Source organism: Exiguobacterium indicum HHS 31 (assembly GCF_001939065.1).
Lineage (GTDB): Bacteria > Bacillota > Bacilli > Exiguobacteriales > Exiguobacteriaceae > Exiguobacterium_A > Exiguobacterium_A indicum.
In genome coordinates this window covers 33,356-58,829 of record NZ_MPSZ01000001.1, presented here as the reverse complement: position 1 = coordinate 58,829, position 25,474 = coordinate 33,356, and the positions used below count along the sequence as shown (strand labels likewise).

Here is a 25,474-nt window from a genome sequence, read left to right as displayed (position 1 = left end):
AAAATCCATACGTAGTCAAAAGCGACCGTATGGATAGTGTAACACTTTTTGGAAACGTTTTCACAGAGTTTCTTTTTAACCGTTGACGATGACGCCACCATTCAAGTGAAGGACTTGTCCTGTCATATAACTTGAATCGTTACACGCGAGGAAAACATATGCTGATGCCATCTCAGCCGGCTGCCCTGGGCGATCCATCGGTGTATTTTTCCCGAATGTCTTGACTGATTCATGCGGGAACGTTTCCGTGATGAGCGGCGTCCAGATCGGACCCGGTGCGACAGCATTGACACGAATGCCTTCCTTCGCTAAGTTCATCGAAAGACTTCGTGTGAAGCTGACGATTGCACCCTTCGTCGCAGAATAGTCAATCAAAAGCGCGTTTCCTTCGTATGCCGTCGACGATGTCGTATTGATGATGGCAGAACCGAGTGAAAGGTGCGGGAGCGCGGCACGGGCAAGACGCATCATTCCGAAGATATTCGTCTTGAACGTCTTTTCCATCGACTCGTCTGTGATGTCCTTCAGACTATCTTCTGGTTTTTGCATACTCGCATTGTTGACGATGATATCTAAGCGACCGAAACGATCGATTGTTTTTTGGACGAGTGTTTCACAGTAATCTGCATCTCCGATATCCCCTTTAGAAAGTAGGACTTCGCCGCCTAATTCCTCAAGTCGTGCTTTTGTTTCTTCCGCTCCTTCTTGATCACCGTAGAAGGCGATGACGACTTTTGCTCCTTCTCGGACATAAGCAATTGAGACAGCACGCCCGATTCCAGAGTTGCCGCCCGTGACGATCGCGACTTTTCCTTCTAATTTTCCTGCTGCCTTATAATCATCACGCTCATAATATGGTAACGGCTGTTCATCCTCCGTTTTTGGTAATCCTTCTGAAATCCGTTCAAAATCAATAAAGTCCGTCAACGAACCTTCTAAAAAATTATCTTTATTATAGCCCATGAAAAAAACTCCCCCTATGCAGTTGATAGAAGGAGTTTTCCCATAAAGACTTACGCTAAAACGTCTAGCACTTCATCTAGTTCGACAGCGCCGAAGTATTTTTTCAATTCGTACCGACCGAGCACTTCGCGAAGAGACGCGCGATCATAGCGTGAACCTTCGAGCGCCCGCGCAATTTCTTCTGCATCCTCGACACCAAAGAAGTCGCCATAAATCTTCGCTTCTTCAATGATGCCTTTTTTGACGTTCAGCCGGAAATCAATCGTACCAATCGGGAAGCGTTTTTTATGAATGACATCAAATTTCGGCGATTTTCCGAAATTCCACTCCCAGTTGCCATAACGTTCTGCTGAGATGGCACGTACTTTATCCCAGTCCTCTTCGGTTAAGATATACCGTTCAATCTCTTTTCCTTCATAGATCGAAGCAAGGAGATGATCGACGAATTGTTCCATCGTCAGCGGTTCTGACAGGAATTCCGAGATATTCGCGACACGACTTCGGACCGATTTAATGCCTTTAGAGCGCATCTTTTCTTCACTGACGACAAGCGCATTGACGACTTCTTCGATGTTCGAATCGAGCATCAATGTACCGTGACTAAACATCCGTCCTTTCGTCGTGAACTGGGCATTCCCACTGATTTTCCGACTTCCGACATGAATATCGTTTCGTCCGGATAGCTCCGCTTCGACACCGAGTTTATGCAGCGCTTGTACGACTGGCTCCGTGAACTTTTTATAGTTGTTGAACGAATCACCGTCATCTTTTGTCAAGAAACTGAAGTTCAAGTTTCCTTCGTCATGATACACAGCGCCACCACCTGAAAGACGACGGACGACGTGGATCCCGTTTTCCTCGACATACTTCAAATTGACTTCTTCGTTCGTGTTCTGGTTTTTTCCGACGATGATCGATGGACCGTTGATATAAAACAAGAAATAGTCTTCTTCATTGACGTTCAGGTTGTTCAAGATGAATTCTTCGACAGCGAGATTGATTCGCGCATCGCGAATCTCAGGATGGAAGATGAATTTCATAAGGGTTTCGTGCTCCTTTGTGATGGAATCATAATGTGATCAGTTACAGCCGTCAACACCACACGCATCACCTTCAGCGATGACTTCAAGTGTTTGTTCTTGGCGGATCTTCGCGAAGACTTGTTCGAATGCTTCCACTGGTTGTGCGCCTGAAATCGCATATTTCCGGTCGAAGACGAAGAACGGTACACCACGAACTCCGAGTTGTTGTGCCATCGCTTCTTCTTCTCGAACATCTGTCGCCAGTTCTTCTGACGCAAGAAACGCTGTGACGTCTGCTTCAGCAAGTCCAGCATCTACTGCGATCCGTGTCAAAATGGCTGGGTCATTCAAATCTTCTCCATTCATGAAATACGCTGTAAACAAGGCTTCTGATACTGCATTCATCTTACCATGTTTTTTAGCGAATTGAGTCAGACGATGAGCCTCGAATGTATTGGCTGGGATGACACGATCCATCTCGTAGTACAAACCTTCCTGACGTGCCGTATCAACGACACCTTGCGACATATTCCGTGCTTGCTCGAGAGTCGTTCCATATTTTGACGCAAGAATTTCGTATAAGCCTTGTGTCGGTACTGCTGGTGCATCTGGATCGAGTTCAAAGCTCTTGAATTCGACCTCGACATCTAACTTTTCGTTCGCAATCGCTTGTTCTAAGCGACGCTTCCCAATATAACAAAACGGACATGCGTAATCCGACCATACTTCTACTTTCATCTGTGTTCTCTCCTTTTGTGTAATTTCATACATTAAGCATAGTCGCCTCTAGACAGAGTTGCAATCTTTCCGCCCGCGCCAATACGAATATGCAAAAAAGGAATCAAGATCATATTGATCTTGATTCCTTGATGAGTTAGAGAGCTTATTCTGTCACGAGTGCATGTGCTGCATCTTCGATTTCGATATCGAGTTCTTTCGTATAAGCATCTGTTTGTTCTGCTGTCCAGTTCAAGACAGATTTCATTTCTTCGATGACGGCATCTTTGTGCGCACGAGCCCAAGCGATGTCGAAGAAGACAGCACCTGTACGGCGGATGAAGAAGTCGATTGGACGAGCGACCATTTCATGTTCGATGCTGTAGTGGAGTTGTGCATAGACAGAACGTGGAAGAGCTGTCGTTGCTGCATCGAATGCTGCTGCATATTCCAGTACTTTCGGTAAGTTCGAACCGTAGCGTTTTGCTAGGAATTGAACTTCTTCTGTCGTTAGACCGTTCGTTGCTGTTTGAGCTTTTAAGAATTCAGCAAATCCTTTTGCTCCGCCGACGTGTCCACCAGACATTGGCATGTTTTTCGTCGAACAACGTGCATACGCGACGTTCTCTTCTTTTTTCAAAAGTTTAGCGACGAGATCAACGACGTGCTCACCCATTTTACGGTATCCAGTCAATTTCCCACCCGCAATCGTGATGAGACCTGACTCAGACTGCCATACTTCATCTTTACGAGAGATTTCAGAAGGGTCTTTTCCTTCTTCATAAATCAATGGACGTACACCAGCCCAGCTTGATTCAACGTCTTCTGCTGTCACTTTAACCTCTGGGAACATATAGTGAATCGCGTCTAAGACGTAGTCTTGGTCTTCGACTGTGAACTTCGGATGTGCAGTATCTTTATCGAAGAACGTATCTGTCGTACCAACGTATGCTTTTCCATTACGTGGAATCGCGAAGATCATCCGACCGTCTGGTGTATCGAAATAGACCGCTTGTTTAAGTGGGAATTTCGATTGATCGATGACGACGTGGACACCTTTTGTCAAACGAAGTTGTTTCCCGACTTTAGAGCCATCTTTTTCACGTAATTCATCAACCCATGGACCTGTCGCGTTGACGACTTTTTTCGCACGGATTTCATGTACGTCACCTGTCAAGAGGTCTGTCACACGCATGCCGACGACTTTTCCAGCATCGTAGATGATTTCTTCCGCTTTTGTATAGTTGACGACGCGTGCACCGTGTTCAACCGCTTCTTTCATAACTTCGATTGTTAGACGGGCGTCATCTGTACGGTACTCAACGTAATAACCGCCACCTTTGAGACCTTGTTGTTTGACGAGTGGTTCTTTCGCTAATGTTTCTTTCGCAGATAACATCGTACGCCATTCCGAACGTTTAACACCTGCTAAGAAGTCATAAACACGAAGACCGATTGACGTACTGAACGGTCCGAACGTACCGCCTTTGTGCATCGGAAGCAACATCCACTCTGGTGTCGTGACGTGTGGTCCGTTTTCGTAAACGATCGCACGTTCTTTACCGACTTCCGCGACCATTTGAACTTCGAATTGTTTTAAATAACGTAGACCACCATGGACTAATTTCGTTGAACGACTAGACGTACCGGACGCGAAATCCTGCATTTCGACGAGGCCAATCTTCATACCGCGTGACGCTGCATCGAGGGCAATCCCCGCACCTGTGATACCGCCACCTACGACGAGTAGATCGAGTTCTTCACGTGTTAATCGATTATAGACATCTGCACGGTTTTTGCTTGAGAATGGTTGGTTAGCCATGAATAGTTCCTCCTGTTTAGGTTCGAAAAAAAAAGAGACCACAACAAACACGCTGACTATGTCAACTGCTGCTGTGGTCTCTCCATATTCTCCGACCGATTTATTAACTTGACCTTACTATAACATACGTCACATCATTTGAACAACATCGTAGCTTGAACAGCTTTTTGCCATCCACCGTAGAGCGCATCCGTCTCTTCTTTTGCCATGCTCGGCTCGAAGCGACGTTCTTTTTTCCATTGCGTCGCAATTTGTTCACGGTTCTCAAAGAATCCAACAGCAAGACCTGCGAGGTACGCTGCACCTAATGCCGTCGTTTCATTGATTTCCGGACGCTCTACTGGTGCTTGGATGATATCACCTTGGAACTGCATCAAGAAGTCGTTTTTAACTGCTCCACCATCAACACGGAGCGTTTTCATCTCGATGCCTGAATCTTGCTCCATCGCAGATAGGACGTCGCGTGTCTGATAAGCGAGTGATTCAAGTGTCGCGCGGATGAAGTGTTCTTTTTCCGTACCACGTGTCAAACCGAAGACGGCACCACGAACGTCTGAATCCCAGTAAGGTGTACCAAGACCAACGAATGCTGGTACGACGTAGACACCGTCTGAAGACGTGACGCGTGTTGCGTATCCTTCTGATTCTTTGGCATCATCAATGAGACGTAATCCGTCACGTAACCATTGAATCGCAGATCCTGCGACGAAGATACTTCCTTCTAAAGCATACTCCACTTTTCCATCGACGCCCCACGCGATCGTCGTCAGCAATCCGTGATCTGATTTAACAGCCTCTTCCCCTGTGTTCATCAACATGAAGCAGCCTGTACCGTATGTGTTCTTCGCCATTCCTGTATCAAAACACGCTTGACCAAACAATGCGGCTTGCTGATCGCCCGCTGCTCCAGCAATCGGAACTGATTCTCCGAAGAAGTGATACCCTGCTGTCTCTGCGTACACTTCAGAAGATGGTCGTACTTCTGGAAGCATCGCTTTCGGGACATCTAAGATGTCGAGTAACTCGTCATCCCATTTTAATTCATGAATGTTATACATCAACGTACGACTTGCATTCGAATAGTCGGTCACATGTGCTTTTCCGCCGGATAATTTCCAGATGAGCCACGTATCGATCGTACCGAACAATAGTTCACCACGTTCAGCACGTTCCCGTGCTCCTTCGACATGATCTAAAATCCATTTGACTTTCGTACCAGAGAAATAAGCGTCAATCAATAGACCTGTCTTCTCACGGAAGAGCTCGGCATGACCGGCTGCTCGAAGCGCTTCACAGATTTCAGCCGTTTGTCTCGATTGCCACACGACTGCATTGTGAATCGGTTTCCCTGTTTCTTTTTCCCAGACGACAGCTGTTTCACGTTGGTTCGTGATTCCAATACCAGCAATCTGCGACGGCTTTACGTTCGCCTCCGTCAGACAAGTCGCCACGACAGCAAGGACACTTCCCCAAATCTCGTTTGCGTTGTGTTCGACCCAACCTGGTTTCGGAAAATACTGCGTGAATTCCTGTTGTGCTGAATGGACGATCTCGCCGGCACGATTAAACAGGATCGCACGTGTACTCGTCGTTCCCTGATCCAATGACAAAATGTAGTTCTCCATCTCTTCCCCATCCTTTTGTATCTAAATAAGTTAAGCTGACTTTGACTCCACTGACGTTGTTTTGTTCGGACGAACACCGAATCTATAGCATAAGCCTAATATGACGATTGTCACAAGTCCTACAATCCAAAAAGCCGGTGTATCTTTCCCTGTGAAGACCGAACGATAAAACAATCCGCCAAGACTTCCACCGAGAACTGGTCCGAGAACCGGAATCCAAGAGTACCCCCAGTTCGATGATCCTTTTCCATGAATCGGTAGGATGAAGTGGGCGATACGTGGACCAAGGTCCCGCGCCGGATTCATCGCATATCCTGTCGTTCCTCCGAATGACATACCGAGGCTGACGATCAAGAAACCGACGATCAATGGATTTAGACCATCTGAGAACTTATTTGCTCCGATTGATAACAACCCAATGACAAGCAAGAATGTCGCGATCATTTCACTCATTAGATTGGCAAATGTATGTGGAATCGCTGGTGACGTCGCAAAGACGCCGAGTTTCGTTGCTGGGTCTTTCGTCTCTGCCCAGTGTGGTAAGTAATGGACGAAAACAAGACTTGCACCAAGTATCCCGCCGGCAATTTGAGCGACGATATAGCCTGGTACGTCTGCCCATGCAAATGAACCGTCAAAGGCTAAACCAAGCGTTACTGCTGGGTTAAGGTGTGCTCCACTGAATTGACCGACGGCATACGCTGCAATCGCCACGGCAAAACCCCATGCAAACGTGATGACAATCCAACCTGCATCCTTCGCAAACGATTTCGTCAAACTAACGCCTGCACCAACACCGTTCCCAAGCGCGACAAGCAAAGCTGTGCCTAAAAATTCCGCTAAAATGGGTGACATATGTGTTCCTCCTTTTGGTTATGTGAAAAAAGCAACATAAAAAGGAGATCCACGTCAGTTCATACTTGAATGTTCTTCAAGCAGGACTCACACGTGAATCTCCCTTTTCTCCGTCACTTTGTATCAACTTGATATCACTATAACAATCAGTGAAAACGCTGTCAAATAATCCGAATGATTTTCCTCACAATCAACTTAAGAGCGTGGTTCAAAATGACGCCACAAGTCCTTATTCGATGTAGTGATACTTGAGGCACCTGCTTCAATCGCTTGTTCCACTTCCTCGACCGTATCGATGAGTCCACCGGCGAATACGAGACGCCCTGTCTTTTCTTTCACTTCTTGAATATACTTTGGCATTAACCCTGGTAACACTTCGATGTAATCAGGTTGCGTCCGTTCCATGAGTTGATAACTTTTTTCGAGTGAACTGGAATCAAGTAAGAACATGCGTTGCATCGTCTTGACCTTTTTTTGACGTGCTTTCAAGATGACGCTCGCCTTCGTCGAAATGACACCATACGGCTTCAATTCTTGGCAGACGTATTCTGTGGCATATTCATCATTTTTTAACCCTTGAACGAGATCCATGTGCAAAAACATTTTTTTGTCGTAACGATGCGCCATCTCATAGACCGCTTTTAAACGCGATACATGCATTTCGAGTAAGACCCCATATTCATATGGACTCTTCAGCATCTTTTCAAAGTCTTCTAATTTTCTAACGGAAGGCAGGATCTTCTGTCCAAAATATGTCATATGTTCTCCCCCTGATTCGTAATGTGTCCTAAGTATGTCGTGAAACATAAGGAATAGGCAATGCTCTTTTCATGAAAATAAGTGAAAAGAGCGCTACGATTAGGGTATAGCTTAACGAAACGATTTCTTTTCAGGAGGTGAACGCGCAGTCCTACCGTCTGTGCACGTCAATGAGTCAGCAAAAACGGATTGTCATCTATTTATTCTCTATTTTAATTAACGCCTTAGGAAACAGCTTCATGGTGACCGCCTCGATCGGGAGTGCACCTTGGACATCAGCGAGTGAAGCCGTTGCGACCATCTCCCCTTTAACTGTCGGACTAGCGATCATCGTCTTACATGTGCTCGCTTTGATTGCGGCACTCTCTCTTGGGAGTCGATTTAGTTGGTGGACGATCGTCCTCAGTTTCGCACTCGTCGTCCTGTTCGGCGCTGCGATTGATTTCTTCTTATCGATCCATCAATTGATTTATACACCACAGGGACTTTGGATGCGCGTTGTGTACATGTTGATCGGCATGCCATTGATTTCACTTGGACTCGCTCTCTATCTACAAATCGGATTCGTATTGATGCCACCGGATTACTTGATGAAGTCACTGATCAGTCGCTTTAAAAGTACCTCGCTCGGGGCAACAATCAGCCTCGGCATTCCTTTTTTGATTGCTTGTCTCTTTTCACTGATTGAACGCGAACTGATCGGCATCGGAGTCGGAACTTTCATTTTTCTCTTATTGAACGGTCCACTGATCGAATGGTTTCAGCGATTGTTCCCGATTACAGCACGTCCACCTAAACGGACAAGTTCTTGAATACTGTAAAAGAGCTGCTATTGATAGACAAATTCATCTATCAATAGCAGCTCTTTCATTTACGTATATGATTTTCTTTGGAAGACAAGAATCGATGCACCTAACAAGACGATGATATGAGCCAATACGAACAAGGCGGAGAACGTCAAAGTTGTTCCCATCGCTTCACTCGTACCATAGGTCATAGAATCCTTGAAATACATTGACCAGTCTAAATGCATGAATACGATCCACTTAGCGATTGCTGGTTTGAAACCAACCAGTAAGTTACCCGCAATGCTCGTAAAGAACTGTGCTAGTACGGTGAAGCCGATAATCATTCCAACAGAACGGAACAACAATGAGAAGAATAACGTCATGAATATTGTAAAAATCGGACTGACAACTTCGACGATCGTATCGCGGAACAGAATTGGATCTCCTGCCTCTGAAAACACAAATGAGCCTGCGTAGACGATCGCAGCGATGAACACGAATTGGAACAACATGATCAAGATCGAAAAGATAAGTTTCGAGAAATAAATCGTCATTCGGGAATACGGACTCATTAATAAGTGTTTCATCGTGTCATAACGTACTTCATTCCCGATGGCTTCTGCCGTGAAGACAATCGTGATGATTCCTAATAGAGATGTCAGTAAAAGGAACGTTGATGAATAATAATCATAACGTGTGAACTCAAAATCATTCGTCTTTGCAACGATGATAATACCAACTGCAATAACGACATATAGTGCTAAAACGATTTTCGCTTTTTTAGTCGTCCACCATTTCATCCATTCATTTTGTATGAGCGAAAGCATGTGAATCCCCCTCTTTTTTCGTTACTTGCAGGAATTGTTCCTCAAGCGTCAAACGTTTAACGGTCAGTTCATGTAAATCGGCAATCGGCACGACGAGTCGAGCGATAGCTGGACATTCACTTTCCGGTGCGGTGATAATAATTTTATTCTCGAGTACTTCTGATGGGTAGTTCGCGACGCGAAGGGCATCGAGTACCTCTGTCATCGCTTCTGCATTGACACGAAGAGCGATTTTCGCTCCAGTTTCATTACGAACGGACTCGACCGACTTGATGACACCCTGATCGATGATCGCATAACGATCACTGATTTGTTCCATCTCACTCAACATATGGCTTGAAATTAAAATCGCGATATCTTGCTCACGCGCCATTTGGCGTAAATATTCACGAAGCTCTGCAATTCCGGATGGATCCAGACCATTCGTCGGTTCATCTAAAATCAAGACGCGCGGGTTATGTAGCAAGGCACGAGCAATTCCGAGTCGTTGCTTCATTCCGAGTGAGTACTCTCCGACTTTTTTTGAAAGCTTTCCTTCAAGACCAACGAGTCGTGCTAGTGCATCATAATCCACTTGACCGAGTCCCGGAATGAGATTTTTTGCATGAACTAAGTTTTGTTTTCCTGTCAGATAAGGATAAAACGCTGGATTTTCAACGATTGCTCCGATTTGCGTCAGCGCTTTCGAACGCTCTTCTACGACATCAAATCCATTGACTGTGACTTTCCCTGCATCCTGCTCGAGTAGTCCCGTGATGATCCGAATCGTCGTCGTCTTCCCTGCTCCATTCGGTCCGAGGAAGCCGAACACTTCTCCTGGGGATACCTCAAAACTGACGTCTTTTAAAATTTGCTCTTTTCCGAGACGCTTTGAGATATTTTCAATCTTTAACATCTGCTCTTCCTCCTCATTCATATTTTGTCTATGCTATTAGTGTACGTGATTTTAAAGGATAAGTTTCATTTCTTACAAATATGTAATCTGATTCCAATTAAAAAGGCGTAACAACAGAAATTTTATATTAAAAATAAAGAATGGAGTCGCTAGATGATTCGCTTTGAACAAGTAACACATGATCACTTTCCGATCATCCAATCGTTGTACGCGAGCGTTCCTGCATATGCGCTCTTAGAAGAACGAGTGCTTCCGCTCTCTGATTCGACCTTACAGGAAGAGTTTTTAAATCCCGATACCGTATCGCTGATTGGGTATGTAGACGGAGAACCCGTCTTACTGATTGATTACCTACCGAAGCATCCAAAAGACGGTACACCTTGGATCGGTCTATTTTTACTGGATGCTTCTCAGCACGGTACGGGAACTAGCAGTCGGTTACTATCTGCTTTTTGTGATCAGTTTCTAAGTCAGGAACCTCACATTCATCTCGCGGTCTTACCCGATAATTTAAGAGCCCGTCGTTTTTGGGAAAAACACGAATTTCGATATGTACGAACGAGTATCTCGAACCGCGAACAACAGGTAGACGTCTACGTGTATGATGTAAGTAAAAAAAATGAAAACGCATGAATGGAGTATCGCACAATGTTCAGACTCTCACTTCGCTTTGATGTTTTGTTAGCGGGATTGATTTCCCTGCTATTTTTTAGCATGACGCTCGGATTAACTTTTTTCATTAGTCAACATGCAACAAACCGACTCCAATCGGAAGTCGGGATGAATCTGTCAACGACCGCTCACCAACTGTCTGATAAGCTTGATCATTACATGTGGTCACGTTATGCCGAAGTAAAATTGCTGGGTTCCTTATCAACTATTCAACAAACAGAACAAAAAGCAGAAACACGGCAGACACTCGAAGAGTTACAACGACAGATTCCTGACTTTTCTTGGATTGGTCGCTTAGATGCGAAAGGTAAAGTCGTTGCGTCAACGAATCAGATTCTTGAAGGAACATCGATCAAGGAACGCCCCGTCTTCCAACAAGCCTTGTCACAACCATTCATCGGCGATGTCCATGAAGCTGTTCTACTCGCAAAATTATTGCCAAACCCAAGCGGTGAACCGTTACAATTCGTCGATATTAGTACACCTTTGTACGATAAAGGGCGATTTTCTGGTGTCCTTGCGACACATCTCAGCTTCGAATGGGCAAAAGCGATCGAACAAAGTTTTCAGAGCGCCACGTCCTCTCTCCAACAAGTCGATGTCTTCATCATTAGTCAAGATCGAAAGACGATTTTACTTGGACCGAACGGATGGAGCGGTAAAACATTACCTGATAGCGTAACGCTGACTTCGAATGCTTCTGCGACCGCTTCTTGGCAAGGGAAAGAATTCGTCTCTGGTCAAAGTGCAAGCCGAGGTTACAAGGATTACGATGGACTAGGTTGGACGGTTCTCGTGCGTCAACCGACTTCGATTGCCTTCGCTGATGCCGACGCTTTACGTCAAACGATTTTTATCGCCGGATTGATTGCCTCTTTCATCACAGCCGTACTCGGCTGGATGTTAGCGAAGTTATTGACACGACCATTATTAAAAATCACACATGCCGCCCAACAGATGCAGGATGATCCCTCAAAATCACTCCCGAATCATCGTGGAATCCGAGAAATCGAGACACTGACGGATGCCTTACAACGACTGATTCATCGCTTGCTACATACCGAACAAGAGAAATTGACGTTTGAACGCTTGTCACAACGCGACAGCCTGACGGGTCTCGCGAACCGCAACGGTCTTGCTCAATACATCGAACAATTGCCTGCAGAAACGCATTCTATCTATCTTTGCCTTGATTTAGACGGCTTTAAAGCAGTCAATGATACGTATGGTCACGCGCTAGGTGATCTCCTGCTGATCGAGGTCAGTCAACGTCTCGAACAGTTGCTTCCACCTGGTGGATTCGTAGCTCGTCTGGGCGGCGATGAGTTCATCATCGTCTTGACGACTCAATCCTTAACAGAAGCACGATACTTAGGTGAACAATGGATCGCTCACGTCTCGATGCCGTATCACTTAGAAGAACAAACCGTCCACATCGGGATGAGTATCGGAGTCGCCGAACAGGTGACAGGAGAATCACTCGAACAAGTCATGCATCGCGCTGATTTAGCGCTCTATCGTTCGAAGCAAAATGGCAGAGGATGTATGTCCGTTCATTGACCATTCAGGACGGAGGATTGACAAGCGCAGCTCTCCTCCGTAAGGTGAACGAGAGAAGCGTATAATTTTTCAACGAGGAGCTGTCAACATGAATCAATGGACACGTGAAGCACGATACCGTCCCCTCTCGGATGTCGATCCGAGCGTTTACCAAGCGATGAAGGAAGAAGTTCGAACATCTCCTTGGCGATTTTCTTACCATATTCAACCTCCGACCGGACTTTTGAATGATCCGAACGGCTTCGTCTATCATGACGGTCTCTATCATTTGTTTTATCAATGGTTTCCACTCGGACCCGTACACGGGCTGAAGTACTGGTATCACATGACATCAAAAGATCTTGTACATTGGTTCGATGAAGGAGCTGCCTTGATCCCAAATGACGATCCTGATTCACACGGTGCTTATTCCGGTAGTGGCTTCATTAAAGATGATCAAGTGCACATCATGTACACCGGTAATAAACGGGATGCGGATTGGAATCGCCATACGAGCCAAATCGTCGGTCATCTCCGCTCGGATGGACGAATCGAAAAACATTTACCACCTGCTATTCCAAACGTTCCTGAAGGATATACGGAACATTTCCGTGATCCGAAAGTCTTCCAAGATGCATCGGGCATTTGGTACTGCATCATTGGTGCACAGCGTAGTGACTTGACGGGTTGTACTGTCATCTATCAGTCTCAAGATGCAGAGCACTGGACATTCCTCGGTGAGTTACAGACGAATTACTCGACATTCGGTTATATGTGGGAATGTCCTGATTATTTCGAGCTGGATGGAAAAGGGATCCTCCTCTTTAGCCCTCAAGGGATTGAACCAGATGGTCCGAACTATCAAAATATTTTCCAGTCCGGTTATTTCATCGGCGAACCGTTAGCTTTACCCGACTTAACATTCACACACGAATCGTTCCAAGAACTCGATTTCGGATTTGACTTCTACGCGCCACAAACAACTGAGGCGGCAGATGGTCGACGGATTCTTGTTGGTTGGATGGGGTTACCGGATATCAGTTATCCTTCTGACATCTATAACTGGGCACATGCTTTAACATTGCCACGTGAATTAACGATCGAACAGGGACGACTTCGTCAACGACCTGTCCGTGAACTGACACAGCTACGAAAAGAGACGCTGTTTGACGAAACGATTCTTTTCGAACAAGACGTGACAATTGCGGAAGCCGAGATTTTCGAGCTCGTGATGACAGACTTAAAACTGTCGTCGGACTCGTTCCGCTTCTCGATTCGTCAAGACGCCACTGAAGAAACCGTATTCCATTACGATGCTGTATCACGTCAATTTACGATCGATCGAAGCCGATCAGGTGCAGAAGTACCTGCTGAATCATTCGGCACTTCGCGATCGACGATTCTTGCGAAGGACTTGAATACATTACGTCTGTTCGTGGATCGTTCTTCGTTTGAACTTTTTCTAAATGACGGAGAAGCCGTTGCATCTGGACGGATTTTCCCGAAAACATCCAGTCGAGGTATTGTCTTCTCTGGTGAAGCAGGTGCGCATTTATCACTCTACGATTTATCTTAAATAAAAAAGCATTTTCCTGAATAGAATCAGGAAAATGCTTTTTTGCTTCAATGCTTCAATCGTGATTCTTTTTCTAGATCAAATGCAAGGATGTGCTGCTCTCCAATTGGACCCATGACGGACTGTAACGTATCAACGTATCCCGTTTTGAAATACAGTGATTTTGCAGCAATATTCTTTTTATTGACCGCTAGTGTGATCGCTGTGACTTCTGGAAAATGATGATGCACGAACTCTGGCAACTGCATCATTGCCTCTTTCGCATATCCTTGGTGCTGATGGCGTGCATCAATGGAAAAGGCACGTAACAGGACACTGTGTTCATGTGTTCGATGTGTTTTAGGGGGATTAAGATGAAGAATAAAAAATCCGACGACTAAATCGTCTTTTTTGATGACAACCGGGAATTTATCTGGATGGGCAACCGCATCTGCGACGACATCCGTCGGAAAAGAAGTAAACTGGACTTGTTCTTCCGGAAGAATGAACGCATCACATTGTTCATAATGTTCATTCGTATACATGTGTAATTTCACTACAGACATTCTCATTCCGCCTTCCCTCTTTGTACAGGACAAGAGAGTAATCTCTTACATCTATTCCCATTTTAATGTTTTTGTGTCCATTTGCCTAGTCATTTAGGATACTCGTCTTACATAACATCCAATAGGCTCTTGTCTCTTTATTCCACGGTTCTTCTTTCCGTAATCCAATCCTGACACTAAAAATGATACACTAGGGAAAGTTCGATTATTGGACGCGAAATAAATACGCTCGAGGTGAACTGTATCATGCATGAAAATTTTTTCGAACAGATGGAGCGATTGACCGGCATTCAACTGAATCCTGTCCAACAACAGGCAATCGAACATGACCATGGTCCGTTGCTGTTACTCGCCTCACCCGGCTCTGGAAAAACAACGACGCTTAATTTTAAGATTGCCTATTTGATTTTACAAAAAAAGATTGAACCACATCGTATTTTAGGGCTGACCTTCAGTAAGGCAGCAGCTCGCGAGATGGCGGATCGTTTTTATCATCTATTTCACGAATTAATTGGAACGACAGCGGCATTCTCGACGATTCATAGCTTTGCTTTTCAAGTCGTTCGGGATCATACATCCCAGCAACGTCTCTCCTATACGATCATTGAGGGACCAATGGATCAACAACATCCGAATGTGCCACATAAACGCATGTTACTCCGGCGTATTTTCCAGGAAATTAATCGGAGTGTCATTACAGACGACCAGATGGATGAGTTATTGCGGATGATTTCCTTCGTCAAGAACCGTCTTCTTTCTTTAAAGGAGATCAAGGCAGTACCGACGACGATCAAACATTTCCCTGATATCTATGTGGCATATGAACAATTCAAGTCGCGTGATCCCTTACATCCGTTACTCGACTTTGATGATATGTTGACGTATGCGAATACGATTTTGGAGCAAGACCGTCGTCTGTTGCAACATTATCAGCGACGCTTCGACTATATCCTAACGGATGAAAGTCAGGATACGTCGCTCGTCCAGCATCAATTGGTCGAGAAGTTAGCCTTACCGCATAACCGTCTTTGTGTCGTTGCAGATGATGATCAGACGCTATACAGTTGGCGTGGCGCGGATGCCTCTAAAATTTTGCACTTCAAAGATACGTATCCGAATGCGACGATTCTTTACATGGAACAAAATTATCGTTCGTCTCAAGACATCGTATCCGTCGCAAACCAATTCATTCAGCGCAATAAAGCACGTTATCCGAAACAGATGTTCACGGAGAACGCTGCTGTTCGTCCGATTATCTTAGAGACGTTACCAACTTACGAGGATCAGACCCGCTATCTGTTGAATCAACTACGGACAGAGACGAATTACCGCGAAGTAGCCATCTTATATCGCAACAATGCCTCATCGATCAATGTGATGAATGCTTTGGATCAAGCAAATATTCCGTTTTATATTAAGGATGTCGATCATAAATTCTTCAGTCATTGGATTTTGAAGGATATCTTAAACTTCATGACATTCGCACAAGATCCGACAGATATCGATGTGCTAGCAACTATTCATACGAAATTCGCCGGGTATATCTCAAAAGCGCAACTTTCTCAATTGCAACAGTTCGGTACGGGTGAATCTGTATTTGATCTACTCATAAACAAAATCGAGATGAAGTTTTATCAAAAGAAACAACTTCAACAAATGAAGCGCACATTCGCTTCCATCCAAACCGTTCGCCCCTCTGCCGCCCTCTCTCTGATTCGTCATGAACTGGGTTACGAAAAGAATTTGCGAAAAATGAGTGAGAGTCTCGGTTTTAGTCTCGATCACCTGCTTGAAACATTGAATACGATCGATAACATCGCAAGTGATGTACCGACACTACTCGCCTTTCGTGAACGGATCACGCATCTCGAACAATTGATGCGTGATGCGAAACAAAATAAAAATCAAAATGCTGTCACCCTTTCGACCTTTCACAGTGCGAAGGGACTTGAATTCGATCGCGTCTTCATGATTGATCTCGTTTCTGGGATTCTTCCATCAGCTGATACGATCAAGGCGTACAAGAATGGACAACTCGATGATATGGAAGAAGCTGCACGTTTGTTTTACGTCGGCATGACACGGGCGCGACACGAACTACATCTCCTGTCCTATCGTTTTAAATCGAAATCATTTGATGTCTCACCATTCGTCGAAGACGTCCATCGCCTCGTCACGCCTGATGCTGCAAAACGAAAAGTAGAGCGCAAGCGAACTGCTGTTACAGCGCGAGCTAGCGTTCCTCCACTTCCGATCACTGAGAACATGCGTGTCTCGCATACAGCATTTGGTCCCGGAACTGTCTTGCACCTGGTTGACGATGTGCTGGAAATTTCATTTGATCAAGGAATGAAAAAACAGCTTTCGTTACAAGTCTGCTCTGAAAATGCGTTACTCGAAATTTTATGATTCAGAATGGACCTGACTCAAAAAAAGAATGACGTGTCTTTTCACGCCCTTTCCTCAGGCAAGACACAAGCCAGTTTTCCTGCTTCATTCAAGCAGGAAAGCGGGTCTTGTTTGTCTCTGACAGCGCATAATGCGCTTTTTCCTGTAGGAGTGGCGTGTGACGCGCCATTCTTTTTGTTACGAGATAAAGGTGGCAGATTTTTATTCTGCCACCTTTATCTTTGTAGAGGCTGACTTTTGAGTCAGCCTTTGTTGTATCCGTTAATTTTTCGTCGATGACTCATTTTGATGAATCAAGGCATCTCTGATTTCTGTCAATAATTTTTCTTCTGTCGTTGGTACCGCTTCTTCTTCGACGACTTCTTCCTTCTTCCGGAATGAAGTGATTCCTTTGACAAAGATAAACAGTGCAAAGGCGATCAACAAGAACTCGATACTCGCTTGAAGAAATTGACCGTACTGCAACTCTGCATTTCCGACCATGACCGATAATCCTTTGACATCAATGCCCCCGATGATGATACCGATCAGTGGCATAAAGACGCTGTCGACGAGGGATTTGATGATCCCACTAAACGCAGCACCCAGAATAACCCCGACCGCTAAATCGATCACATTCCCTCGAAAGGCAAACTCCTTGAATGCCTTAAACATGAAACGTCCCCCTTACCAAGCGCGGGACGCCAACTGCTGAATCGCATATCCGACGCCGTGCTCGTCATTTGATTTCGTCACGTGATGGGCAATCGCTTTTGCCTCATCATGACCATTCCCCATCGCGATCGCCTTGCCGGCAACTTTGAACATTGGAAGATCATTCAGGTTATCACCGATGACAGCAACCTGTTCGATTGGCACACCGAGGTGGTCTGCGAGGATTTTAACTGCCGTTCCTTTATCGGCACCGACTGCCATGACTTCGATGTTATCGTGTCCTGACGACGTGACATAGACACCGTCGACCTTCTGCTCGATTTCCTGCCAGATTTTTTTCATTAATTCTTGATCAAACGAGAATGAGATGAATTTAAATACTTGTCCCGCTTGGTTACGGATATACGACCGGAATCCATCAATCATCTTGACGTCTTCGTGGACATAATAACGATCGTGGAAGAAATCAAGCACTTGTTTTGCCCGATCACTTTCTTCACTCAACTCTTTTAGAGAATCATAGGCTGCGTCGATCGTCGCTCCTTGTGCTGTCACGAGTCCTCGATCACAGAACATCTCGAAGAAAACTTCATATTGACTGATGATACCGTAAATTTGCTGTGCTTGTTCCGTCGTCAACGTCGTCGCACTTAACTCTTCTCCATCTACGGTCATCACACGTGCCCCGTTTGAAGCAATGATCGGACAGTGGATTCCTGCTGCATCTGTTAATTCTTTTGCATTTAAGTAGTTACGTCCTGTCGCGATTGCAAATTCGACACCTTGTTCGCGTGCCGCTTCAATTGCCTGAATCGTCTCCGGTTCAATTCGTTGCTTGCCCGAAAGAACGGTTCCGTCCATGTCTGATACGAGTAGCTTGATTGGATTTGCCATCGTCTTCACTCTCCTCTTTTTCTATTTCCATACCACTATACCATTTTTCACATTTTGACTGGTCGTAAACGCGGTTTACAAAATCGGTGACAACAAACGCGAAATACTTTCCTTGAATTTGATCGTTCTTGAACGCGCGGCATACGACTCGACTGTCATGAGCTTTGATACCTCACAATCAGTGAGGAAGAGACGTTCTAGTTCAATCGCTATTGCCTGATCATAGACGATCGTGTTCATTTCAAAGTTCAACCGAAAACTTCGCGCATCGATATTCGTCGTCCCGACTGAAGCAATCTCGCCATCAACGACGATCGTCTTCGCATGTAAAAATCCAGGTTCATACGTGTAGACTTTAGCTCCGTACGATAACAACTCTCCTACAGCAGCAGTCGTTGCCCAGTAAACGAATGGGTGGTCCGGTTTGTTCGGAATCATGATACGGACTTCCACTCCGGACAGAAGGGCTGCCTTACATGCATCTAAATAACTCGTGTCTGGAATGAAATAAGGCGATTGGATATAAATTGTCCGTTTTGCTTCGTTGATCATCTTGATCAATGCAAGCTTCAAATACTCTGAACGGGAATCCGGACCCGATGTGACGATTTGCATCGGTAATATATCCTGAATCCTATGCGTTCCATAGTAAAACAAAGATTTTTCCGTATAGACGTCACTTGCTTGGTTCCAGTCGAGAATAAAGCGGTCGAGTTGATCATGAACGACGTCACCTTCCAAGCGAAAATGTGTATCCCGCCAGTAGCCGAACTTTTCATCGATCCCGAGATATTCCGTACCAACGTTGAACCCACCAATATAGCCGATTCGACCGTCGATGATACAGGATTTACGGTGATTCCGGTTGTTCAATCGAAAATTAACGAATCCAATCGTCGACGGGAAAAAGGCAAACACTTCTCCTCCGTGCGCGAGTAACTCCTTGAAATCCGTCCGTTTGAGACTCCGTGATCCGACAGCATCATACAATAGACGGACTTTGATCCCACGACGGGCACAATCGGTCAATGTATCGATCAACGCTAATCCGAGACGATCTTTCTGAATGATGTAATATTGGATGTTCACTTCATGCTCAGCCTGGCGGATATCTTGAATCATCCGATTGAATTTTTGCTCGCCATCCGAAAGAATCTGCAATTGATTCGAGAGACTGAGCAGGGAACCGTTCGACATTAAGTTCATCCGAATCATATCCCGATGTTTTTGAATCATCGGGTGCCGTCCCATCGTGACAAGTTCTTTTTTCTGTAAGGCAATCCGTCTATCCTGTTCCAGTTGTTCTTCATCCGTGACACGATAAAAATTCGTTTTTTTCAACAGTCTTCCGAAAAACAGATAGACGAGAAACCCAACGAGCGGAACGAAATACAAGATGAATACCCATGCCCACGTCGCACCAATATCGCGCCGCTCAAGAAAAATAACCGTCAGGACAGCCAAGATATTCATGATAAGCAATCCGTAGACGATGATGATCGTGAACGTACTCCATACTTCCACCATACGATTCCCTCCCGCTTCAACGGTATTCTTCAATTTTGATTCCTCTGTCTCTTATTCCCGTTTCCTTCCGTGTCATTCTTCTGAAGACAAAAAAACCTTTTTGAAGCACGGATAGCTTCAAAAAGGTTTAGGTGTGTCATGATTCTTTACATGGTTCCGGTTGTTGTAACGCCATTTGTTCAAGCGTCGCTTTGACACCTGCTACACAGTCTGGCAAACCAACACCATCATAGGCGAGTCCGGCTAAATGAATGTGTGGATAGTGAGAAGCGACGATTTCTCGCACTTCTTGAATCCGCTGTGCATGTCCTACCGTATAGGCCGGTAAGCCGTCTAAGAGACGACTGATGACGACACGTTCCGGTTGCAATGGACGACCACAGATGTTTTCAAGATCTTCTAAGACGACGCGTTCAATCATTTCGTCTGTTTCACGAACGAGTGCATCTTTTCCGGGGCGTCCGATGAAGGCACGGAGCACGGTATGATTCGGTGCTGCATGATTCCACTTTTGATCAATCGCCGTGCATGCTGTAATTGAATACGGCGCCCGACGGTTGACGATGAATCCCGTTCCATCAATCGGTAACGCTGTTTCCTTATCGAAAATCAACGTGACCGTCGCCGTCGAGTGTGTTGAAAGGTTCGCAAGCCCTGGAAGCGTCGCATCTGGTAACAGGGACACGACTTGGCGATGCGGAATCGTCAACAAAATATCATCAGCATATTCTGGACCATGATCCGTTTCGAGACGATACCGCCCGTCTTCTTCCCGTTCGATGGAGCGAAGTGGTGTCTCTAGACGAATCTCTGTCCGTTCGAGCACCTCTTCTAAACGCTCGACGAGAGACTCGAGTCCAGTAGCAAGTGATAGGAATTGACCTGTCGCTTTGAGCGCCGGACCTTGTTGTTGATCAAGCGGACGCATGAGGCGCATCCCTTCGAACAAGCTTCCAGCCTTTTGCTCATTCGCAACGAATTGCGGGTAGGTCGCGAACGTACTCATCCGGTCGATATCACCCGCATAGATGCCTGAAAGAAGCGGTTCGATCAACTTCTCGACGAGCGCATCTCCAAGACGCGGACGCAGGTATTCCCCTAATGGGATGTCTGTTTCCGGAATCGTCAAATTAGGAGCAGGGTGAAGCAAGCGTTCTGTCACCTCTGCCTTTTCTTCTTCCGTCAGTAGAGACGTCTCTGCGAATAACTCTAAATCGGTCGGGATGCCCATGACGGCACCTTTTGGAATCGGGTGGAGACCGCGCGCATCCAAGATATACGCTTGCGACGTGTTATTGCGAACGAGTTGCTCCCCTAATCCGATCTCTTCGATGAGATCCGTCAACACGTGTTTCCGTGCGACGTATGAATCCGGTCCCCGCTCGATCGTCAATCCTTCGTCCCGATATGTCGCCACCTTACCACCGAGACGACCCTCTGCCTCGAGTAACGTGATGTTCATCTCTGGAAACTGCTTCTCTGCATAATAGGCGGCTGCAAGTCCTGATATACCACCGCCCACGATGACGAGACGTTTACTGGACATAACTACCCACCTGTTTCGCGACGGCTTCCGTGACAGCTTTCATGAAAGCTGGATCCGCGTTTGGCATGACAGGTCGCGCATAGTGAATTCCGAGTTCGTCGCAGACGACTTTACACTCGTAATCATTATCGAACAATACTTCTAGGTGATCGGCAACGAAACCAACGGGTACGTAGACGAATGCTTCATATCCTTTTTCTTCGTAGACGTCACGTGTCAAATCCTGAACATCTGGTCCAAGCCATGGTTCTGGCGTTTGTCCAGCCGATTGCCAGCCTGTGATCATATGCGGTACACCAGCACGTTGCGCGATCAATTCGGCTGTTTCCTTCAATTGCTCTGGGTATGGATCACCGTTTGCAATGATTTTCTCAGGTAGACTGTGTGCTGAAACGACGAGAACGGCTTTCTCTTCAGGTACTGGTAAAGCGTCGAACGTCTTGCGGATTTCTTTCCCCCACCAATCGAGAAACGCTTCTTCTTTGTACCACGATTCGACGGATGCGAGACGAATACCATGTTGGTCCGCGACTTCCTTCGCACGACCGTTATATGAACGGATACTGAACGTTGAATAGTGTGGTGCTAATACGACCGTGACCGCTTCCGTAATGCCGTCTTTTGCCATTTGTTCGACAGCATCCTCAACGAATGGTTCGATGTGTTTCAGACCAAGATAGAGTTTGAACTCGATTTCACCAGCATATTTCTCAGACAGTTGACGGTGTAGCTCTTCAGCCTGATCAATCGTGACTTGTGCGAGTGGTGAGACACCACCGATAGCTTCGTAACGTTCCGTCAACTCTGCCAATGCTTCTGGAGACGGTTTGCGCCCGCGACGGATGTGCGTATAATAACGCTCGATATCTTCTGGTTTATATGGCGTACCGTACGCCATAACAAGTAGTCCTAACGTCTTCATTTTCCTACCTCCATTTTTTCTTTCGAATAATCATGGATAAATGCAGTCAAACGTTTCAATACTTCTGGATCGACTTCCGGGAAGATGCCGTGACCGAGGTTAAAGATAAATCCTGGTTGCTTCATTCCCATGTCGAGAATTTCCTTCGTTTTTGCTTCAAGGATATCCCACGGTGCTAGCAGATAAGACGGGTCGAGGTTTCCTTGGACAGGTTTCGTCAATCCACGCTCACGTGCTTCGTCAATCGACAAACGCCAATCAAGTCCGACGACGTCTAACGGTAAACTGTGCCATTCTTCTGCCAAGTGACTCGCTCCTACACCGAACATGATCATCGGCACGCCTGTATCTTTTAATTCCGTGAAAATGTGTTCCATCGTTGGCTTGATGTAACGGACATAATCTTTCCGGCTTGTCGTTCCGACCCATGAATCAAAGATTTGGAACGCTTGGATTCCTGCATCCACTTGTGACTTGATGTAATCGATGACCATGTCACCTAGTTTCTCCATTAAGGCATGCCATACCTCAGGTTGTCCATACATCAATGCTTTCGTTTTATGGTATCCCTTCGAAGGACCACCTTCAATCATATAGCTCGCAAGCGTGAATGGTGCCCCGGAAAAACCAATCAACGGTACTTCGAGTCGTTCTCGTAACAAACGAATCGTTTCATAGATATATGGAATATCTTCACGGTTGAATGGTTGTAATGCTTCGACATCTGCCATCGTGCGAATCGGGTTCGCGATGACTGGACCGATACCACTCTTGATTTCGACGTCAACGCCCATCGATGGAAGTGGCGTCATGATGTCTTTATACAGAATCGCTGCATCGACCCCTAATTGTTTTACAGGTAGTTCTGTCACATATGCGCCTAGTTCCGAGTCATGTGTGATCTCGAAAAGCGTCCGCGTCTTCTTGATTTCACGATATTCCGCTTGATAACGACCTGCTTGTCGCATGTACCAGACGGGAACGTGATCAATCTGCTCGCCACGGATCGCCCGCAAAAACGTATCATTGAATTTCTTCATCATAACTACCCCTTTATACTCGTTCTAACGCCCCAAAAAAACGTACGATAAGTTTGTGAACACAGAAACATTATATCTGAAATTAAGAAGTCTGTGCCAATAAATCGTTTACAAAATGACAGTTCTGTTACCAGTTCATGAAATGTTCACTGTTTCTTGTAAAGACCGAACGCAGCGTTTAACTGACCGCGGATCAAGTCTGAACGTTGCTGTTCCGTTACCTTACGTTCTTTTTCTCGAATTTCGTGCGTACGCCAGCCATCCTCGATTTTTTCCGCGACTTCGACGAGTCGCTCGACATCCGTAAACGAATATTTTCGTGTTTTTCCATTTGTCCGTTCTGGAAAGATCAACTTCCGTTCCTCATAGTAACGAATCTGACGTTCTGACAAGCCGGTCAATTCACAGACGATTCCGATCGACATCACCTTTTTTTCACGGTAGTTCATCTTCGTCACTCCTTTCCACAAAAATACCATGTCAGATTTTCTGACACAACACGTTTCTTTGAAAGTATTTCCGTCTAAAGTAAACACATACTTTAAATGGATAAAGGAGGAACGACAATGAAACTGGAACAATTCGCTATCTCAGTCGATACGTTTTATGTCTTATTCGCAGCACTGCTCGTCTTTACGATGCAAATCGGATTCTTACTTCTAGAAACAGGGATGTTACGGGCGAAGAACGCGGGGCACGTCGCCGTCAAACAAATCATCAGCTTCTCGGTTGCCGCTCTCGCCTTTTGGGCCATCGGATTCGGATTGACGTTCGGTGATGGCAATTCTATCATCGGAACGGAAGGATTCTTTTTACAAGGAGGATTCAGCAGTCTTGATTGGTCGAACATCACGATTGATGTGAAGTTCCTCTTCCAACTCTCATTCGTCGCTGTCTCCCTCGCGATCGCTTGGGGCGGATTCGCAGAACGTGCTAAATTATCCGTCTACCTGTTGTTCGGAACGTTTTTCGTTGCTATCATCTATCCGATCATTGCACGTTCCGTTTGGGCAGGTGGATTCCTTGGTTCGCTCGGGATGCAAGACTTCGCTGGATCAACGGTCGTTCACTTACAAGGTGGGATTGCTGCACTCGTTGCTGCTTTACTGCTCAAGAAACGAATCGGTGCTGAAAAAACACCGTTACTCGGACACAACGTCATCTACTCTGTCGTTGGTGCCTTCATCCTCTGGTTATGTTGGTTCGGCTTCAATGCTGGTTCGACACTAACGATTGCCGATGGATTCTTTAGTTACGTTGCCTTGACGACGTTACTTGCGACTGCAGCAGGTGCCCTCGGTGCTCTTGCCATCTCATTCTGGCACCGTCGTGTCGCAGATATCCCTTCAATCATCAACGGTGTCTTAGCTGCACTCGTTGCCATCACAGCAGCCTGTGCCTTCGTCGAACCGTGGGCAGCTGTCGTCATCGGTTTCCTCGCTGGTGTGATCACATATGGAACGAGCATTCTTCTCGCAAGCCGTGTCGATGATCCATTATGTGCCTTCTCCGTTCATGGCGTCGCTGGTATCTGGGGTACACTCGCCACTGGATTCTTCGCTTCACCACGACTCGTTGAAATCACAGGGATCGGACAAGCTGGTCTCTTCTATGGTGGCGGTTTTACGCAACTCGGTGTTCAAGCACTTGGTGTCGTCTTTGCCGTCGTCATCGTCAGTGTCTTGAGTTATGCATTCTTAAAAGTTCTCGACCTTACGATTGGTCTTCGGATCACACGCGAAGATGAACTCCGCGGACTGGACGTTGCGGAACATGGTCAATCTTCTTACGATCTCCCTGCTCCTGTCAGCAAAGAATTGCGTATGGTCGAAGAAGAAGATTTCTCAAACGAACGCGTCAATTAACAATTAGTAAAG

At 45.8% G+C, this 25,474-nt stretch carries 23 protein-coding genes; 6 read left to right on the top strand and 17 right to left on the bottom strand.

From position 1 onward, the window contains the following. Positions 1–75: 75 nt before the first annotated feature. The 7 genes from N179_RS00360 to N179_RS00330 form a co-directional block, all read right to left on the bottom strand. Positions 76–963 (bottom strand): SDR family oxidoreductase, encoded by an 888-nt coding sequence (locus N179_RS00360; protein WP_023467377.1) that lies wholly within the window; start codon positions 961–963, stop codon positions 76–78. Between the two features lie 50 nt (positions 964–1,013). Next, positions 1,014–2,003, bottom strand: a complete 990-nt coding sequence (gene lplA, locus N179_RS00355; protein ID WP_023467375.1) for a lipoate--protein ligase — start codon at positions 2,001–2,003, stop codon at positions 1,014–1,016. Positions 2,004–2,042: 39 nt separating this feature from the next. Next, a complete protein-coding gene (locus N179_RS00350) occupies positions 2,043–2,723 on the bottom strand; it encodes a DsbA family oxidoreductase (RefSeq protein WP_075641994.1) in 681 nt (226 codons plus the stop codon). 145 nt (positions 2,724–2,868) lie between these two features. Next, positions 2,869–4,524: a glycerol-3-phosphate dehydrogenase/oxidase gene (locus N179_RS00345; protein WP_075641993.1), complete on the bottom strand. Its 1,656-nt coding sequence runs from the start codon at positions 4,522–4,524 to the stop codon at positions 2,869–2,871. 134 nt (positions 4,525–4,658) lie between these two features. Continuing rightward, entirely contained in the window at positions 4,659–6,149 is a 1,491-nt protein-coding gene (gene glpK / locus N179_RS00340; protein ID WP_023467372.1) for a glycerol kinase GlpK, read from the bottom strand. A 30-nt stretch (positions 6,150–6,179) separates the two neighbouring features. After that, positions 6,180–7,004, bottom strand: a complete 825-nt coding sequence (locus N179_RS00335; RefSeq protein ID WP_023467371.1) for an MIP/aquaporin family protein — start codon at positions 7,002–7,004, stop codon at positions 6,180–6,182. Between the two features lie 195 nt (positions 7,005–7,199). Continuing rightward, the gene (locus tag N179_RS00330; RefSeq protein WP_023467370.1) at positions 7,200–7,763 is read right to left on the bottom strand and encodes a glycerol-3-phosphate responsive antiterminator; all 564 of its coding nucleotides are present in this window, start codon (positions 7,761–7,763) and stop codon (positions 7,200–7,202) included. Positions 7,764–7,933: 170 nt separating this feature from the next. Here N179_RS00330 and N179_RS00325 point away from each other — a divergent pair, with 170 nt between their 5' ends. Continuing rightward, positions 7,934–8,575: a DUF6198 family protein gene (locus N179_RS00325; RefSeq protein WP_075641992.1), complete on the top strand. Its 642-nt coding sequence runs from the start codon at positions 7,934–7,936 to the stop codon at positions 8,573–8,575. 59 nt (positions 8,576–8,634) lie between these two features. Here the strand turns inward: N179_RS00325 and N179_RS00320 are convergent, their stop codons facing one another. Both N179_RS00320 and N179_RS00315 read right to left on the bottom strand, forming a co-directional pair. Continuing rightward, complete coding sequence (locus N179_RS00320; RefSeq protein ID WP_075641991.1) at positions 8,635–9,378, bottom strand: ABC transporter permease; 744 nt, start codon at positions 9,376–9,378, stop codon at positions 8,635–8,637. Next, a complete protein-coding gene (locus N179_RS00315; RefSeq protein ID WP_023467367.1) occupies positions 9,356–10,273 on the bottom strand; it encodes an ABC transporter ATP-binding protein in 918 nt (305 codons plus the stop codon). Before N179_RS00315 ends, N179_RS00320 begins: the two co-directional genes overlap by 23 nt. 153 nt (positions 10,274–10,426) lie before the next feature. Here N179_RS00315 and N179_RS00310 point away from each other — a divergent pair, with 153 nt between their 5' ends. From N179_RS00310 to N179_RS00300, 3 genes are all read left to right on the top strand, one after another. Continuing rightward, a complete protein-coding gene (locus tag N179_RS00310; RefSeq protein WP_055967011.1) occupies positions 10,427–10,906 on the top strand; it encodes a GNAT family N-acetyltransferase in 480 nt (159 codons plus the stop codon). Positions 10,907–10,921: 15 nt separating this feature from the next. Then, positions 10,922–12,505: a sensor domain-containing diguanylate cyclase gene (locus N179_RS00305; RefSeq protein ID WP_075641990.1), complete on the top strand. Its 1,584-nt coding sequence runs from the start codon at positions 10,922–10,924 to the stop codon at positions 12,503–12,505. 88 nt (positions 12,506–12,593) lie between these two features. Beyond that, entirely contained in the window at positions 12,594–14,060 is a 1,467-nt protein-coding gene (locus tag N179_RS00300; RefSeq protein ID WP_075641989.1) for a glycoside hydrolase family 32 protein, read from the top strand. 47 nt (positions 14,061–14,107) lie between these two features. Here the strand turns inward: N179_RS00300 and N179_RS00295 are convergent, their stop codons facing one another. Next, positions 14,108–14,605, bottom strand: a complete 498-nt coding sequence (locus tag N179_RS00295) for a GNAT family N-acetyltransferase (protein ID WP_075641988.1) — start codon at positions 14,603–14,605, stop codon at positions 14,108–14,110. Positions 14,606–14,851: 246 nt separating this feature from the next. Between N179_RS00295 and N179_RS00290 the strand changes: the two genes are divergently transcribed. Continuing rightward, positions 14,852–17,014: an ATP-dependent helicase gene (locus N179_RS00290; RefSeq protein ID WP_075641987.1), complete on the top strand. Its 2,163-nt coding sequence runs from the start codon at positions 14,852–14,854 to the stop codon at positions 17,012–17,014. Positions 17,015–17,275: 261 nt separating this feature from the next. On the opposite strand, the gene mscL is transcribed toward N179_RS00290, so the two are convergent. The 7 genes from mscL to N179_RS00255 form a co-directional block, all read right to left on the bottom strand. Further along, a complete protein-coding gene (gene mscL / locus N179_RS00285) occupies positions 17,276–17,668 on the bottom strand; it encodes a large-conductance mechanosensitive channel protein MscL (RefSeq protein ID WP_023467359.1) in 393 nt (130 codons plus the stop codon). Between the two features lie 12 nt (positions 17,669–17,680). Beyond that, entirely contained in the window at positions 17,681–18,562 is an 882-nt protein-coding gene (locus tag N179_RS00280) for a Cof-type HAD-IIB family hydrolase (protein WP_023467358.1), read from the bottom strand. A gap of 75 nt (positions 18,563–18,637) precedes the next feature. Beyond that, positions 18,638–20,089 (bottom strand): cardiolipin synthase, encoded by a 1,452-nt coding sequence (cls, locus tag N179_RS00275; RefSeq protein WP_075641986.1) that lies wholly within the window; start codon positions 20,087–20,089, stop codon positions 18,638–18,640. Between the two features lie 136 nt (positions 20,090–20,225). Next, entirely contained in the window at positions 20,226–21,635 is a 1,410-nt protein-coding gene (hemG, locus tag N179_RS00270; protein WP_075641985.1) for a protoporphyrinogen oxidase, read from the bottom strand. Next, positions 21,625–22,557: a ferrochelatase gene (hemH, locus tag N179_RS00265; protein ID WP_023467355.1), complete on the bottom strand. Its 933-nt coding sequence runs from the start codon at positions 22,555–22,557 to the stop codon at positions 21,625–21,627. The genes hemG and hemH overlap by 11 nt, the downstream gene beginning before the upstream one ends. Then, the gene (gene hemE, locus N179_RS00260) at positions 22,554–23,600 is read right to left on the bottom strand and encodes a uroporphyrinogen decarboxylase (RefSeq protein WP_075641984.1); all 1,047 of its coding nucleotides are present in this window, start codon (positions 23,598–23,600) and stop codon (positions 22,554–22,556) included. Before hemE ends, hemH begins: the two co-directional genes overlap by 4 nt. Before the next feature lie 143 nt (positions 23,601–23,743). Then, positions 23,744–24,046: a MerR family transcriptional regulator gene (locus N179_RS00255; protein WP_023467353.1), complete on the bottom strand. Its 303-nt coding sequence runs from the start codon at positions 24,044–24,046 to the stop codon at positions 23,744–23,746. Between the two features lie 117 nt (positions 24,047–24,163). Between N179_RS00255 and N179_RS00250 the strand changes: the two genes are divergently transcribed. Further along, positions 24,164–25,462 (top strand): ammonium transporter, encoded by a 1,299-nt coding sequence (locus tag N179_RS00250; protein WP_075641983.1) that lies wholly within the window; start codon positions 24,164–24,166, stop codon positions 25,460–25,462. The last annotated feature ends 12 nt before the right edge of the window (positions 25,463–25,474 follow it).

Excerpts from the sequence above, each read along its gene's own strand:
- N179_RS00360 (WP_023467377.1), bottom strand. The coding sequence starts at position 963 with ATGGGCTATAATAAAGATAATTTTTTAGAAGGTTCGTTGACGGACTTT.
- lplA (WP_023467375.1), bottom strand. The coding sequence starts at position 2,003 with ATGAAATTCATCTTCCATCCTGAGATTCGCGATGCGCGAATCAATCTC.
- N179_RS00350 (WP_075641994.1), bottom strand. The coding sequence starts at position 2,723 with ATGAAAGTAGAAGTATGGTCGGATTACGCATGTCCGTTTTGTTATATT.
- N179_RS00345 (WP_075641993.1), bottom strand. The coding sequence starts at position 4,524 with ATGGCTAACCAACCATTCTCAAGCAAAAACCGTGCAGATGTCTATAAT.
- glpK (WP_023467372.1), bottom strand. The coding sequence starts at position 6,149 with ATGGAGAACTACATTTTGTCATTGGATCAGGGAACGACGAGTACACGT.
- N179_RS00335 (WP_023467371.1), bottom strand. The coding sequence starts at position 7,004 with ATGTCACCCATTTTAGCGGAATTTTTAGGCACAGCTTTGCTTGTCGCG.
- N179_RS00330 (WP_023467370.1), bottom strand. The coding sequence starts at position 7,763 with ATGACATATTTTGGACAGAAGATCCTGCCTTCCGTTAGAAAATTAGAA.
- N179_RS00325 (WP_075641992.1), top strand. The coding sequence starts at position 7,934 with ATGAGTCAGCAAAAACGGATTGTCATCTATTTATTCTCTATTTTAATT.
- N179_RS00320 (WP_075641991.1), bottom strand. The coding sequence starts at position 9,378 with ATGCTTTCGCTCATACAAAATGAATGGATGAAATGGTGGACGACTAAA.
- N179_RS00315 (WP_023467367.1), bottom strand. The coding sequence starts at position 10,273 with ATGTTAAAGATTGAAAATATCTCAAAGCGTCTCGGAAAAGAGCAAATT.
- N179_RS00310 (WP_055967011.1), top strand. The coding sequence starts at position 10,427 with ATGATTCGCTTTGAACAAGTAACACATGATCACTTTCCGATCATCCAA.
- N179_RS00305 (WP_075641990.1), top strand. The coding sequence starts at position 10,922 with ATGTTCAGACTCTCACTTCGCTTTGATGTTTTGTTAGCGGGATTGATT.
- N179_RS00300 (WP_075641989.1), top strand. The coding sequence starts at position 12,594 with ATGAATCAATGGACACGTGAAGCACGATACCGTCCCCTCTCGGATGTC.
- N179_RS00295 (WP_075641988.1), bottom strand. The coding sequence starts at position 14,605 with ATGTCTGTAGTGAAATTACACATGTATACGAATGAACATTATGAACAA.
- N179_RS00290 (WP_075641987.1), top strand. The coding sequence starts at position 14,852 with ATGCATGAAAATTTTTTCGAACAGATGGAGCGATTGACCGGCATTCAA.
- mscL (WP_023467359.1), bottom strand. The coding sequence starts at position 17,668 with ATGTTTAAGGCATTCAAGGAGTTTGCCTTTCGAGGGAATGTGATCGAT.
- N179_RS00280 (WP_023467358.1), bottom strand. The coding sequence starts at position 18,562 with ATGGCAAATCCAATCAAGCTACTCGTATCAGACATGGACGGAACCGTT.
- cls (WP_075641986.1), bottom strand. The coding sequence starts at position 20,089 with ATGGTGGAAGTATGGAGTACGTTCACGATCATCATCGTCTACGGATTG.
- hemG (WP_075641985.1), bottom strand. The coding sequence starts at position 21,635 with ATGTCCAGTAAACGTCTCGTCATCGTGGGCGGTGGTATATCAGGACTT.
- hemH (WP_023467355.1), bottom strand. The coding sequence starts at position 22,557 with ATGAAGACGTTAGGACTACTTGTTATGGCGTACGGTACGCCATATAAA.
- hemE (WP_075641984.1), bottom strand. The coding sequence starts at position 23,600 with ATGATGAAGAAATTCAATGATACGTTTTTGCGGGCGATCCGTGGCGAG.
- N179_RS00255 (WP_023467353.1), bottom strand. The coding sequence starts at position 24,046 with ATGAACTACCGTGAAAAAAAGGTGATGTCGATCGGAATCGTCTGTGAA.
- N179_RS00250 (WP_075641983.1), top strand. The coding sequence starts at position 24,164 with ATGAAACTGGAACAATTCGCTATCTCAGTCGATACGTTTTATGTCTTA.